The organism is Corynebacterium camporealensis (genome assembly GCF_000980815.1).
Classification (GTDB): Bacteria; Actinomycetota; Actinomycetes; order Mycobacteriales; family Mycobacteriaceae; genus Corynebacterium; species Corynebacterium camporealense.
In genome coordinates this window covers 2,385,106-2,398,271 of the sequence record NZ_CP011311.1, presented here as the reverse complement: position 1 = coordinate 2,398,271, position 13,166 = coordinate 2,385,106, and the positions used below count along the sequence as shown (strand labels likewise).

Here is a 13,166-nt window from a genome sequence, read left to right as displayed (position 1 = left end):
CGGCGTTAAAGCTGCTTATTAAGTTGGGCATCCCAAAAACCGGCCGCCGCCAACATGCACGCCGATCCGTGGAACACCATTCCTTCTGCTGGCTCACCTTTCTCTTCAACGTCATCCGCGCCAATGATCAGCGGCAAATTGCCCGCCGGCGTCGCAATCGCGCAGACATAGAAATCCTGATCCGTTAGCTGGTTCGTCCGCTTATCGACACCCCGAATCACCCCACCAAGGCGCACATAAGGCACCACGCCACTCGGTCGGAAGTCCTTGTAATAGCGCTCCGTGGAAGGGGAGTAGAGCTCCGACGGAAACTCCACGTCATAGCCATCTGGCGATGCTTTCCACTCCTCAACGTCCTTATACAGCTCATAGTCCACCCCGACCGCAGCGATTCTTAGCTGGTCAGCGCGCAATTTCTCCCCTCCAGCCGGATTAGCCCCCGGTAGCGCGCACGCCTCATCCGATGCCGCACCGAACTGATTAAATACAGCTCCGTCCTGCGCACGGCGCAATTCCACCATCGCGATATACGGCGTTACCCGATACACCGTCGAATCCACCGTGCTGTCACTGCGGAATCCCGGCAAGCTCGCCCATTCGGCCTCGTACTGGAACGCGGTCAATCGCGCACCCGATGGATCCTCGTAATGCATAGCGCCGTCAAAGCCCGGAACGTTGTACATCTTGTCGTCCGTAGCTTCCGACAGCGTATTAACCAGGTCATCAAAATCGACGAACTCGAACCCGAGTGCTGCGCTTACTTTATCCATGCCGCCATTCTAAGTCCGTTCCCATTCCCACGCGGTCCCCGCCCGCATCCCCGGGTTTCCGCACCCTTCGCGCTCACCGAAATCACCTTTTCGCCCCAAATCCCATTTTCCGTGACCGCGAAGGGCTCCTCGTCATTCCGACCATTTCGGACCTCAAGCCCGTTCTTGCCCCTGGTCCCTTCGCGCTCACCAGGATTTCAGTTTGGCCGCGAATCTCAATTTCGGTGACCGCGAAGGGACCGGGTGCCTCGCGCGGTCAGTTTTCAGCACGACAACGAACCCTTCGCGCTCACTGGAATCGCTGTTTGGCCAGAATTCGTGCTTTCGGTGAGCGCGAAGGGCGCCTTTAACGGAACAAAAACTCCAGGCGACAACTAGATTATGGAGACTGTGACGATACGGGTGAGTAAAGCACTAAGGGACGAAGTGCGCGCCCTCGCGAAAGAAGATGGCCTTTCAGTCGATGAATATCTCCGGAAGTTCGTAAATGACAACAAGAACCGACGGGCTAAGGAAGAGATGGTTCAAGCTATGAAGACCAATTCGCCTGATCAGAGTTATCTGAAGGAAGCGGAGGAGTGGCAGTCGGACCGCTTTAGCTAAAACGAACCCTTCGCGCTCACCGGGGGAACCGACTTTGGCTGAAATGCTGGTTTCGGTGAGCGCGAAGGGGGCGGTTAAGAGGGGAGAAGTGCAGACGACTAAGCGTCGATTTTTACGACGGTGCGGCCGTGGCGCTTGCCGGCGAGGAGATCTGAGGCGGCGCCGGGGGTGTCCTTGAGGGAGATGGTCTCGGTGAAGGAGTCGAGCAGGTCGGTGTCGAGGTGCTCGTCGAGAAGCTTCCAGGCGGCTTCGCGGTAGGAGAGGGGAGCGTCGACGGAGTTCACGCCGTGCAGGTGGACGTTGCGGAGAATGAAGGGCAAGACGGTTGCTGGAAGATCGGGGCCAGCAGCCATGCCGGTGTTTGCGACGACGCCGCCCCATGTGATGTTGGCCAGGATGTTAGCAAGAACGTGGGAGCCGGCGGTGTCGATAGCGGCGTCGTACTGGGCTTTCTGGAGCGGACGGCTCTGTTCGGAGAAGTCGGAGCGGTCGACGATTTCCTTGGCGCCGAGCTTCTTGAGGTAGTCGGATTGCTCAGAAGGACGACCGGTAATGGCGTGGACTTCGTGGCCGAGCTGGGCAAGCAGGTGAACGGCAATGGAGCCAACGCCGCCGGTAGCGCCAGAGACGAGGAGGCGGGAACCCGGTTCGAGATCGCCGAGCGCGTTAACGCACAGCGCAGCGGTGTAGCCGGCGGTTCCGATGGCAGCGGCCTGAGCAGCGCTGAAACGGGATGGAACCTTCACGGTCGCAGAAGCATTGACCAGCTGTCGAGGGGTGTAGCCGCCGTGGCGGAATTCGCCGAGGCCATCGCCAAGCGCTGCAACAAGCGTGCCTGCGGCAAGGCGCTCATCGTCGGATTTTTCGACGGTACCGATAACGTCGATACCCGGCACGAGCGGGTCGACGCGCATCACGCCCTTGTCGGCATTGAGCGCCATGGCGTCTTTGTAGTTCAACGACGAGTGGCTGACGTTAACAAGGATGTCGCCTTCGGCGGTGTAGTCGCCGTCGACGAAATCGTGCTGAGCGGACTTGTCTTCATTTCGGGTGACTAGAAGTGTGTGCATGGTCACCATCGTACGCCGGAAGTGAGTCAGCGTTTTCCCAGCTAGACGCCCAGCCACCCGCCATCACCGCCTGCCGGATATGCCGCAGGTCAATGCGCCGCGCCGCCAGGCAGTGGTGACCAGCGTGCTGGTGCTGCTGATGGTGCTGGCCGCAACGTTGGCGAAGCCGTTTATGGATATCCCGGGCATTATTGATGGATCCGCGCACGCACAGCGCAGCCTGGATTTGGAGATGTTCAACGGATTCGAAAACCCGAAGGTCGCCTACGGCCCGTGGCTCAATACATTGGGCAACGTTGCGTTGTTTATGCCTTTGGGCGCTGCGTTGATTGCCCTGGGTCAGCGTATGCCGCGTTTCCGCTTCGGGATGGGCGGCACGCTGTTGTTCGCACTGTTGCTGAGCTTGAGCATCGAAACCGCGCAGTACATCTTCGCGCTGGGCTTTACGGACCTTGACGACCTGGTTTTAAACACGCTTGGCGCCTTGATTGGCGCGCTCTGGATGAGCAAGCTGCACACCGAACAACAACGGCGCGTTCTCCGAATGCTCCGCTGGATTGCCGTGGTTGCGTTGGTCATCTCCGCTGGCGGCATCCTGTGGGGAGCTATTGCTTAGCGATGTCCCCAGCCACCAACCGGCCAACCTCCCGCGCGAAAGGCGAAACACCAGTAATGGTGGCAGAACCCGGTCCGGTCCAGTTGCCGTAACCGACGAGGTAGAGGCCGTTGACTTTGGGATCGCGGCCATCGAGAAGCCCGGCAATGGGGCGTAGAGCTGGGCGGAAACCAGTAGCCCAGATGAGGTAATCGGCAGAGACCTCGTCGAGGGAATCGAACATTTCGGTGCCGGTTAGCAGGCCTGCATCGCGGGCTTTGAGCACGGGCGGAACCATGACGATACTGCCGATATTCTTGTCCACGCCCGGATCTGGTTCGCCGCGTTGCATGGCGTTGAGGCGTTCGCGGTTGCGGCGGAAAAGGATGCGGCCGTCGACATCGTCAGGCATCCATTGCGGCTTACCGCGCAGGTACCACGTGACGTCATCGACACCATTGAGCAGCAGGTCTGCGGCAATCTGTGCACCGGAATTGCCACCGCCCACGACGGCGACGGAGCTGCCTTGGAAAGCGGACGGACCATCGTAATGTACCGTGTGAAGCTGTTGACCAGCGAAGTTGCCGGGGTAGTAGGGGATAAAGGGTGCCTGCCAGGTTCCCGTCGCAGCGACGACGGCGCGCGCGGTGAAGTGATTCTCACCGGCATAGATATGAAAGGCAGAGCCATCGTGGTCGACGGCATCGACATGCACGGGACGCCGAATGGGCAGGTCGTAGCGTTCTTCATAGCGAGTGAGGTAGTCGACGACGTGCTCGGCAGGCGGAAAGCCGGGATGATAGGGCATCGGCCAGCCGGGCAGATTCGAACCGGCGGAATGGCTAAACAGCGTGAGCGAAGGCCACATGTGCTGCCAGGCGCCGCCGGGGTTCTCCTCTGCGTCGAGGATGAGGAAGTTTACGCCCTGTTTGCGCAGGTAGTAGCCGGTGGCCAGGCCGGATTGCCCACCGCCGATGACGATGCAGTCGTACATAGCCCCAAGTCTAAATCAGCTTGCGAGCGCGGGCAGTGCTCACAGCTGCGGTGCGATTATCGACGCCGAGCTTCTGATAAATGTGAATCAAATGCGTCTTCACGGTCGCCTCGGAAATAAAAAGCTGCTTGGCCAGCTGCTTGTTGCCAGCACCGGTGGCAAGGGCGCGAAGGATCTCCAGTTCGCGCTGGGAAAGGGCCTCTTGAGGCTTGCCCATGCGCGTGGCCAGCAGGTCGATGACCTTGGGCGCCAAGGTACGGCGACCTGCGGCCGTAGCTTGGACGGCGGAGTGGAGTTCTTCCTCTGGGGAGTCTTTAAGCAGGTAGCCCAGCGCGCCGGCTTCGACCGCGGCGACGATGTCAGCCTCGGTGTCATAGGTGGTCAAGATCAGAACTGGTGGACCGCCGGCCTCCTTGAGGCGTTTGACCACTTCGATGCCATCGACGTTAGGCATCTGGATATCGCAGACGACGACGTCGATGGTGGGGGAGGCATCGTTAAGCTGCTCTAGTGCGGTGCCATCCGCGCCTTCGAGGGCGACCAGAATGTCGTCGAAGCTATCGAGAATAGAGCGCAGACCAGCACGAACGACGGGGTGGTCGTCGATGAGCATCACGTTAATCATGGTTGTCTCCTTCGACTGGCAGGCGTACCGCGAGTGCGGTGCCCTCATCAGATTCGATGTTGAGCTCGCCCCCGGCTTTCTCGACGCGTGCTTTAAGGCCGCGCAGCCCGAATCCGGAGCCGTCAGTTTCAGCATGGCGAGCACCCATGCCGACCCCGTTGTCGACGACATCGACGGTTACTGAATCCGAGAAGATGCCCAAAGTAACGACCGCCTGTTCAGCGTGCGCGTGTTTGAGCACGTTATTGAGCCCTTCCTGGGCAACGCGGTAGGCAACAGAGGCGACGTTCTCGGGAAGGGAGCGCTCAGTATCGCCGGAGAGCACGAGGTGGAATTGAGTGTTCTCGCCGGTGGCGGCCGCACGTCGGTTCATCGACTCCACCAATGAGTGCAGGGCGCCGGGCAGGTCCTTCGGGTAAGAGGACAGCTCGGTAACGAAGCGTCGGGCCTCAGCGAGGTTTTCCGAGGCAGTCTTTTCGATGAGATCCAGGTGTTCGGCCAACTGCGGCGGCAGCTCGCCGCCTTTCTGTGAACCCCGAGCAGCACGCGACAACAACACGATGGAGCTCAAACCCTGGGCGACGGTGTCGTGGATTTCGCGAGATAGCCTTTCGCGCTCTTCCAACCTGCCGGCCTGGTGTTCTTGGGCAGCTAGGGCCTCCTGGGTGCGCTGGAGCTGCGTCGCAATGGCTGCGTGGTGGGCGGCTTCCGCCTGCAAGCGGCGATAAATAAAGTAGATGCCTACCGCGAATGCTGTACCGATAAATGGGCCGATGGCCTCAGCAACTGACCAATTTTCCGGGTACATCTGCAAAGGAACAAAGGCCGCCAGTGCCCATAACACGACCGACGCCGCAATGCCCGGGCCTGGAGGAAGCGAAGCTAAAAACGCAAAGACCAGCGGGAATTCCAGCCACATGAAGTGCTGGGCATGGACCATCAATCCCAACCAGAGGATGCACAAGGCGGCCAGCCACAGCAGCGTCGGAATCTTCTTACGCGCAAAGAACACCGCAGCAAGGGCAGCCGACAAGATGGTCACGCGCCAGGAAAAGCCCTCCGCATAAGAGCTGATCAGGCCGAAAATGAGCAGGAAAGCGAACATCGGCTGCAAGCCGATGCGCCAATAATCCAAGCGAAGTGTCACATACCCAGCCTATGCAGACTCCCGCGAAGAGTAATCAACCAGATGGTTGAGCGAGGATTCAACTAGCGCGTCGATTACTTCCAGCCTAAATAACGCGAAGCTAGAAGCATGTTCGTGAGTTTGAGAGAAATCGCCACCGCCCGCGGTCGTTTCGCGCTGATCGGCGGGGTCGTGGCGCTGATTACGCTGTTGTTGACCATGCTGACCGGCCTGACGGAGGGGCTGTCCAAGCAAAATACGTCCGCCCTGGACGCGCTGGGCACGGAATACCCGGAGGTGTCTTTCTCCACCGAGGATCCGGACTTCGCGGAGTCCTACATCAAGGAAGGCGACGTCGACGCGGACGGCATTCCGCTGGGTGCGGTGCAAACCCGCATCGGTGAGACCGGAACTGCCGCCGCGTTCGGCTTGCCTGCCGGCACGCAGATTCCCGGCACTGATGTGACTATCCCGGCTGAGGGCATTGTGGCATCGGAAAGCGTGCAGCTTAACGATGCCCCCGTCGACACCGTCGCCACCATCCCCGACGAGTACTTCTCCCACTCGCTGGTGGTCTGGGCATCCACGGAAACCTGGCAGGAGCTAACCCGCATGCCTGACGATGTCGTCGGCACCGTCGTCCTACACACCGAACCCACCGCGGACTCGGTCTCTATGGATGAGGCACTGTCTGGCCTGGCCGCCTACCAGTCCGAGCGCGGTTCCCTGCTGGCGATGCAAGGTTTCCTCTACGGCATCTCTGCTCTGGTCATCATCGCTTTCTTGAGCGTGTGGACTATTCAGCGCGAACGCGAATTGTCGATTCTGGCAGCACTTGGTGCATCGGCAGGTTACTTGTTCAAAGACGCTCTGGCACAAGCCGCCATCATTTTGGCAGCGGGCGTAGCACTCGGCGCGGTCTGCGGTGCGGGCCTGGGCGCCTTGGTCGCAGAAACCGTTCCCTTCCACTTGAGTGCCTGGACCATCCTGGCGCCTGCGGCAGGCATCTGGGTGCTGGGCATGCTCGGCGCGCTGGTGGCGACCCGACGCGTGACCAAGGCTGACCCGCTCGCAGCACTCAACTAAGAAAGGAATACTTCCATGTTGAATATTCAGAATGTCACCGTCGATTTTCCCGACGGTACCGGCACCGTCCGGGCGTTGGACCACGCAACCCTGCGCGCGGAGAAAGGACAGCTGCTCGCGATTACGGGCGCATCCGGATCCGGTAAGTCCACGCTCTTGTCTGTTGCGGCGGGCCTGATTGAACCGACCGAAGGCCACGTCGAACTCGATGGCGTGGACCTCTATGCCGGCTCGAAGGCGGAGCGTTCCCAGCTGCGTTTAGAAAAGATTGGCCTGATTTTTCAGCAGGCTAACCTCCTGGGCTCGTTGAATGCGCGCGACCAGCTGCTGGTCATGGACCACATGCGTGGTCGTACCCCGCGCCGGGACCGCGCAGAAGAGCTGCTCTCCTTCGTCGGCTTGGCAGGCATGGGGGATAGGCATACCGGCCAGCTTTCTGGTGGCCAGTGCCAGCGCGTCAACATCGCCCGCGCACTGATGGGCGCACCGACGCTCCTGCTTGCCGATGAGCCCACCTCCGCCCTCGATTCCACCTTGTCGGCGGAAATCATGGAACTGCTGCGCTCGGTCACCGAAGAATTCGGCACTGCCACCGCAGTGGTGACCCACGACCTGGAACAGCTCAGCTACGCCGATGCCGTCGCCGAGGTCGCCGACGGCAAGGTGCATATGAAGGAGCTACACGCCATGGAGTAATGTATTTACTCGTCATGCTGCGTACCCCTAAACCCCGTTTGACCCCCTCGAACTATCCCCGCATGCAGCAGTGGAGTCCCCTGCACTATACGATGCTCACGCTGGCGATAGTTGCCTGTGGGGTCTTTACGGTCGTCGCAAAGCGTTTGCGCGGCAAACCTAAAGAGGCCTACTACCGCGCGATGGTGGGCTGGGTCCTGCTGATTACCGGTACAGCGTGGACGATTATTTCGCTGGACCCGAAGCAATTCGATGTCCGCGAATCTTTGCCACTGCACCTGTGCGATGTGCTGCGCCCGATTCTGGCCGTCGGCCTGATTACCGGCAACGAGTCGGCACTGTCGCTGAGCTACTACTGGGGTGTGCTGCTCAACCCGCAGGCGATTATCACCCCGGATGTCATCTACTACTTTGAACCGCGCTGGGTCCGCAATCTCACCTACTGGTTCTTCCACATCGTCGCACTAGCCATTCCGGTCGCCCTGACCTTTGGATCCGGCTACCGTCCGACATGGGGCGGCTACCGTCAAGCCGTCGGCATTACGAGCATCTGGATGGCTGTGACCATGTGGGTGAACAAAAAGACCGACGGCAACTACGGCTTCCTCAACCACGCGCCGGGCAGCCCGTCGATTATCGACATTTTCGGCCCGTGGCCGATCTACATCATCCAGGAAGTCATCGGCGTCGCTATTTCCTGGGCGGGCCTGACCTGGCCTTGGGAAACCGAACGCGGCCGCAAGGGCACCACGCTGGTTGGCCCCCGCGGCCTGCTGCGCAAACTGATTCGCTAACGCAGTCGCGCAATCGCGGTCGGCAGGGCATCGGCAATCTGCGCGGCCGAACAAATCCCATAACCCTCCGGGGTCTTCGCGGCAATCGCTGCGGCATGCGCGTGCAAGGACACCGCCCGCAGCAGCTCGTCGACGATGTCTGCTTCGCTTGGCTCATTATGTGCTGCAAGCTGGGCCAACAGCGCACCACAGATGCCGGAGAGCACATCCCCGGAACCAGGCGTTGCGGCAAAAGAGTGTCCCGCATCGACCGAAGCTGGCACGCTATTCGGTCCAGCGATGGTGGTGATGCGGCCCTTCAACAGGATCACACACTGCAGTTTCGCTGCCAGCTCCGGTAGGGCAGTGGCACGGGGGCCAGGCTGCTTTCCGATGCCCGCCTCATACAACCGCGCAAACTCCCCACCGTGGGGCGTGAGTACAACCGCGGGATGCTTGCGGACCGCTTCGCGTAGGTCCGCGTGGTTGGCCAGCAGGGTGATGCCGTCGGCATCGATAAGTACCGGCTCCGGACGTTTCAGCAGTTCGGCGAGCTCAGCCTTGGCGTTGTCGTCCGTGCCGCGACCAGGACCGAAGACCCAGGCCTGCACGCGACCGGCCTCGGCAACCGAGGGGTGAACGACAATTTCTGGCAGGTGGTGGGTAATCGAGTCGTCGCCGATAAAGCGCACCATCGACGGGGTTGCGCGTACCGCTGCACGAGCACTCAGGATGCCCGCGCCGGGGTAGACCTTTGAACCCGCGCACAGTCCGACGACGCCGCCGGAGTACTTGTCGCTGTAGATTCCCGGGACCGGATCGGTGATAGCACCAACGCCGCCGACGGGACGCAGGGCGGAGACGTATCCTTCGGGGCTATCTAAGACAGGATGCTCTGACCAGGCATAAGGCGACTCAATGGCTTCTTCGTAGGCGATGCGCCCTGCGGGCTCGTGTGCTTCGAGAGCCTCGGCAAAGGACTTTGGGTTCGTGGGCAGTTTCAGATCCGCGACGATGACCTGCCCGCATTCCGGGGCAAAGAGGTGGCCGGCGCGAGCATAACCAAAAGTAATCGTGGCGGTAGCGAAGACAGCGGTGTCGTCGGCGTCGCCGGTATCGGCGTCGATGCCCGTGGGGAGATCGACGGCGAGAATCGGCACCTGCTGTTTACGTGCTTGTTGGTAGGTCTCCCACGCAGTCCCTTCGAGGCCACGGGCGCCGCCGAGGCCGGCGACGGCATCGATAAGCACGGCGGTCTCATCGTTGAGTTCAGCCTCTTCGGTCAGCTTGCCACCGGCGGCCTGAAACGCAGCCAACCCGTCCTCGTGATGCTTGGGTGTGGCTAGAAGGGCAGTGACCGAATAGCCATTGAGCGCGAGCAACGCACCGGCGAAAAGACCATCGCCGCCGTTGCCGCCAGGGCCGACCAGAATGTGAATTCCCGTGGTGTTCTGACTGGTGGCGAGGACCTCCGCCGTTGCGGCAACAGCGCGGGCGGCCAGCCCCATCAATTTATCGGGGCGGCGTTGCTGATCAAGAAGTTCAGCCTCAACGGCGCGGACAGTCTCGGTATCAAAAGCGAAGCGCATCTCAATTCCTGACGTAGTAGGGAGTATGGCTTCAATGCTAGTGCTGGCCACCAGATGAGGTTAGGCGTGCGCAAGGAAGCTTAAGCACAACACATTATTAGAGTTTGTTGTGAGTATGAGGTAAGTAGTCAGGGAACTCGCAGTTGAAGCGTGAAAACTGTGCGGTGGTGTTGTAGTGTCATCGCATTACTAATCCTCAATGCAGGGAGATTAGCCTTATGGTGTTAGGCGTGCGCAGCGAACGGTCGACGACCCCGCTGTCGACCGTGGTGACGCAGGCTCAGCCGAAGTCGTCGATGCTGCGAGAGTTTGTCATCTTCGCGTTCATCGGTGGAATGGGCGCGGTGGTGAACCTGGGCGTGTTCGTGTTTTGTATGAAGGTCGCCGGCTTCTTCGGAGTAGAGGCGAGCTTGCCGATTGTGCCGAACGTGTTTTGGGATTTTAGTTTCCGCGTCGAGCACGTCTTTATCATTCTGGCCTTTGTGCTCGCGAACTTCTTTAACTTTGCGCTCAATAGCCGAGTGAATTTCAAGAATCAGGCCGGGAAACAGAAAAGCGATGGACTGAAATTCCTCATCATTGGCACGGTGGCCTGTTTCGTCCAGATTTACCTGTTCTCGAAATTCACGCAGCCGGGTCCGTTGAATCTCGCGTCGGACTTCCTGGATGGCTCGACGGGATTGCGCAACCCGAAGTACTGGGCGCAGGCGCTGTCTATTGTGCTGGCGACACCAGTGAACTTCATTGGCAATAAGTTATGGACCTTCCGCTAGGCGGAGGTAGCTTTTAGTCCGCTTGGCAGGTCGGACACCAGAACAGGTTGCGTCCTTCCATGACTTTTTCGGCGATGGGATTGCCGCAGATATAGCAGGGGAGACCGGCACGCCGGTAGACGTAGACCTCGCCGCCGTGGTCGTCTTTGCGGGGGTCGCGGCCCATGGCTTCGGGAGTGTGCTCCGGGCGGACGGTGTCGATGCGGCCGTGTTCGACGCCGTAGGCCATGAGGTCGACCAAATCGGCCCAGATGGAATCGAATTCGGTGCGCTGGAGCTGCTTGCCAGGCAAGAAGGGGGAGATGCCCAGGCGGAATAGTGTCTCAGCGCGGTAGATGTTGCCGACACCGGCATAGAGGTGTTGGTCCATCATGAGTGAACCAATCTGCCGACGGGAGCGGTGGACTTTCTGCCAGAGTTGGTCGGGGTCGGCATCGTCACGCAATGGATCCTGGCCGACCTTGGCGAGTGCGGCGTCGTATTCTTCTTCGGTGATCAGCTTGCACCACTGGGGTCCGCGGAGGTTTGCCGCTTGGGTGTCGCTCTCGATTCGCAGGCGCATTTGGCCCCACTGATCGTCAAGTGGTTCGAAGCTCAACTTGCCGATGAGGCCCAAGTGAATATAAATAATGTGACGCGGATCTCCCGCGTCGAAATGGATGAAGAGATGCTTTCCGAAGGCCTCCGCATGCTCAATCCGGGAGTCATCGACGATGGCAGCCTCGGTTGAAAAACGACCCTGTGGGCTGGAAATTTTCAACGGCTCGGGTCGAAAGGATTCGTTGAGTTCGTGAGCTAGACGATGAATGACGTGACCTTCAGGCATAAATTCAATTCTAAGCACGCGGCGGGGCTATATTTCGCTAGGGGTGTAGCGCAGCACATAAAAAAGAGCGTAGGCTTATCGTGCGGAATGTTTTTCGCAGCGGAAGGCTACACAAATCATGACGCGAGCAATCGGATTTGATCGTGACAAGTACATCCAGATGCAGTCGGAGCACATCAGCGCCCGACGTGACGAGCTAGGGGGCAAGCTCTATCTGGAAATGGGCGGCAAGCTCTTCGACGATATGCACGCATCGCGTGTGTTGCCTGGCTTCACCCCGGACAACAAAATCGCCATGTTGGAGCGAATCAAGGATGAGGTCGAAATCCTCGTCTGCATCAATGCCAAGGATATTCAGCGCCAGAAAGTACGTGCTGACCTTGGCATTCTTTATGAGAACGACGTGTTGCGTCTGGTCGACGTATTCCGCGAGCGCGGTTTCGTCGTGGACAACGTCGTCATGACCCAGCTGGAGGATGGCAACACTCAGGCAGAGGCGTTCATCGATAAGCTGGAGCGCCTTGGCGTGAAGGTATCCCGTCACCGTGTGATTCCGGGTTACCCAACGAATACCGACCTCATTGTGTCCGAAGATGGTCTGGGGCAGAACGAGTACGCAGAAACCACCCGCGACCTGGTCGTTGTGACCGCACCAGGACCTGGTTCCGGCAAGCTGGCCACCGCGCTGTCGCAGGTCTACCACGAGCACAAGCGTGGTGTGAATGCTGGTTACGCCAAGTTTGAGACCTTCCCGATCTGGAACCTACCGTTGGAGCACCCGGTCAACCTGGCTTATGAGGCAGCAACCGTTGACCTGAATGACTCGAACATCATCGACCACTTTCACTTGAGCGCGCATGGTGAGTCCACCGTGAACTACAACCGCGACGTGGAAGCGTTCCCACTGCTCAAGACCCTGTTGCAGAAGCTGACCGGTAAGACTCCGTACGAGTCCCCGACGGACATGGGCGTGAACATGGCCGGCTACTGCATCACTGACGATGAAGTCTGCCGTGCTGCATCCAAGCAGGAGATCATCCGCCGTTACTTCAAGGCCCAGGTCGAAGAGGCCGTCAATGGTCTGGATGATTCCCAGTCCGAGCGCGCCGCCGTCGTTATGGCCAAGGCCGGCATCAAGCCAGAAGACCGTCCTGTGGTCACCCCGGCCCGTGAGCGTGCCAAGGAAACCGAGGGCCCGGCATCTGCAATCCAGCTTGCCGATGGCACCATCATCACCGGTCGTACCTCCGAACTGTTGGGTTGCTCTGCAGCGATGCTGCTCAACGCCCTGAAACACCTGGCCGGTATCGACGAGGATGTGCACTTGCTCTCCCCGGATTCCATCGAGCCAATCCAGACTCTGAAGACCAAGCACCTGGGTTCCCGTAACCCGCGTCTGCACACCGACGAAGTGCTCATCGCACTGTCGACTTCTGCCGCCGCGGACGAGAACGCCCGCAAGGCACTGGGCTACCTCAAGGAATTCGAAGGCTGCGACGTGCACACCACCACCATCCTGGGTTCGGTCGACGAAGGCATCTTCCGTAACCTCGGCGTGCTGGTCACCTCCGACCCAGTCTTCGCCCGCAAGCGCGCTCTTTACCAAAAGCGCTAAAGGGCACAAGGCCCTTTAGCGGGGC

14 protein-coding genes are annotated in these 13,166 nt (G+C 59.8%); 7 read left to right on the top strand and 7 right to left on the bottom strand.

The genetic code is table 11. From position 1 onward, the window contains the following. Positions 1 to 5: 5 nt before the first annotated feature. Entirely contained in the window at positions 6 to 770 is a 765-nt protein-coding gene (locus UL81_RS11180; protein WP_035106167.1) for a hypothetical protein, read from the bottom strand. A 381-nt stretch (positions 771 to 1,151) separates the two neighbouring features. Between UL81_RS11180 and UL81_RS11175 the strand changes: the two genes are divergently transcribed. After that, positions 1,152 to 1,373: a hypothetical protein gene (locus UL81_RS11175; protein WP_035106168.1), complete on the top strand. Its 222-nt coding sequence runs from the start codon at positions 1,152 to 1,154 to the stop codon at positions 1,371 to 1,373. Between the two features lie 98 nt (positions 1,374 to 1,471). Here UL81_RS11175 and UL81_RS11170 read toward each other — a convergent pair whose 3' ends face one another. Continuing rightward, entirely contained in the window at positions 1,472 to 2,443 is a 972-nt protein-coding gene (locus UL81_RS11170; RefSeq protein WP_035106232.1) for an acrylyl-CoA reductase family protein, read from the bottom strand. 79 nt (positions 2,444 to 2,522) lie between these two features. Here UL81_RS11170 and UL81_RS11165 point away from each other — a divergent pair, with 79 nt between their 5' ends. Further along, a complete protein-coding gene (locus UL81_RS11165) occupies positions 2,523 to 3,059 on the top strand; it encodes a VanZ family protein (RefSeq protein ID WP_035106169.1) in 537 nt (178 codons plus the stop codon). Here UL81_RS11165 and UL81_RS11160 read toward each other — a convergent pair. From UL81_RS11160 to UL81_RS11150, 3 genes are read right to left on the bottom strand one after another with little or no spacing between them, the layout of a single operon-like run. Then, positions 3,049 to 4,032: an NAD(P)-binding domain-containing protein gene (locus UL81_RS11160; protein ID WP_046453608.1), complete on the bottom strand. Its 984-nt coding sequence runs from the start codon at positions 4,030 to 4,032 to the stop codon at positions 3,049 to 3,051. The two genes, UL81_RS11165 and UL81_RS11160, sit on opposite strands and share 11 nt — an antisense overlap. 10 nt (positions 4,033 to 4,042) lie before the next feature. Next, entirely contained in the window at positions 4,043 to 4,657 is a 615-nt protein-coding gene (locus tag UL81_RS11155) for a response regulator (protein WP_046453607.1), read from the bottom strand. Then, a complete protein-coding gene (locus tag UL81_RS11150) occupies positions 4,650 to 5,804 on the bottom strand; it encodes a sensor histidine kinase (protein WP_330217031.1) in 1,155 nt (384 codons plus the stop codon). The genes UL81_RS11155 and UL81_RS11150 overlap by 8 nt, the downstream gene beginning before the upstream one ends. A 108-nt stretch (positions 5,805 to 5,912) precedes the next feature. On the opposite strand from UL81_RS11150, the gene UL81_RS11870 reads away from it, so the two are divergent. From UL81_RS11870 to UL81_RS11135, 3 genes are read left to right on the top strand one after another with little or no spacing between them, the layout of a single operon-like run. Continuing rightward, positions 5,913 to 6,869 (top strand): ABC transporter permease, encoded by a 957-nt coding sequence (locus UL81_RS11870; RefSeq protein ID WP_035106170.1) that lies wholly within the window; start codon positions 5,913 to 5,915, stop codon positions 6,867 to 6,869. 15 nt (positions 6,870 to 6,884) lie between these two features. Further along, positions 6,885 to 7,565 carry an ABC transporter ATP-binding protein gene (locus UL81_RS11865; RefSeq protein WP_035106171.1) on the top strand — a complete coding sequence of 227 codons (681 nt, stop codon included), beginning with the start codon at positions 6,885 to 6,887 and terminating at the stop codon, positions 7,563 to 7,565. Next, entirely contained in the window at positions 7,565 to 8,359 is a 795-nt protein-coding gene (locus UL81_RS11135; RefSeq protein ID WP_236684478.1) for a YwaF family protein, read from the top strand. Before UL81_RS11865 ends, UL81_RS11135 begins: the two co-directional genes overlap by 1 nt. On the opposite strand, the gene UL81_RS11130 is transcribed toward UL81_RS11135, so the two are convergent. Then, complete coding sequence (locus UL81_RS11130; protein ID WP_035106172.1) at positions 8,356 to 9,927, bottom strand: bifunctional ADP-dependent NAD(P)H-hydrate dehydratase/NAD(P)H-hydrate epimerase; 1,572 nt, start codon at positions 9,925 to 9,927, stop codon at positions 8,356 to 8,358. The genes UL81_RS11135 and UL81_RS11130 overlap by 4 nt on opposite strands. A 218-nt stretch (positions 9,928 to 10,145) precedes the next feature. Here UL81_RS11130 and UL81_RS11125 point away from each other — a divergent pair, with 218 nt between their 5' ends. Next, the gene (locus tag UL81_RS11125; protein ID WP_081961494.1) at positions 10,146 to 10,700 is read left to right on the top strand and encodes a GtrA family protein; all 555 of its coding nucleotides are present in this window, start codon (positions 10,146 to 10,148) and stop codon (positions 10,698 to 10,700) included. 13 nt (positions 10,701 to 10,713) lie between these two features. Here UL81_RS11125 and UL81_RS11120 read toward each other — a convergent pair whose 3' ends face one another. Further along, entirely contained in the window at positions 10,714 to 11,526 is an 813-nt protein-coding gene (locus tag UL81_RS11120) for an Fpg/Nei family DNA glycosylase (protein WP_046453606.1), read from the bottom strand. A gap of 118 nt (positions 11,527 to 11,644) precedes the next feature. Between UL81_RS11120 and UL81_RS11115 the strand changes: the two genes are divergently transcribed. Then, positions 11,645 to 13,141 (top strand): DUF1846 domain-containing protein, encoded by a 1,497-nt coding sequence (locus tag UL81_RS11115; RefSeq protein ID WP_035106173.1) that lies wholly within the window; start codon positions 11,645 to 11,647, stop codon positions 13,139 to 13,141. The last annotated feature ends 25 nt before the right edge of the window (positions 13,142 to 13,166 follow it).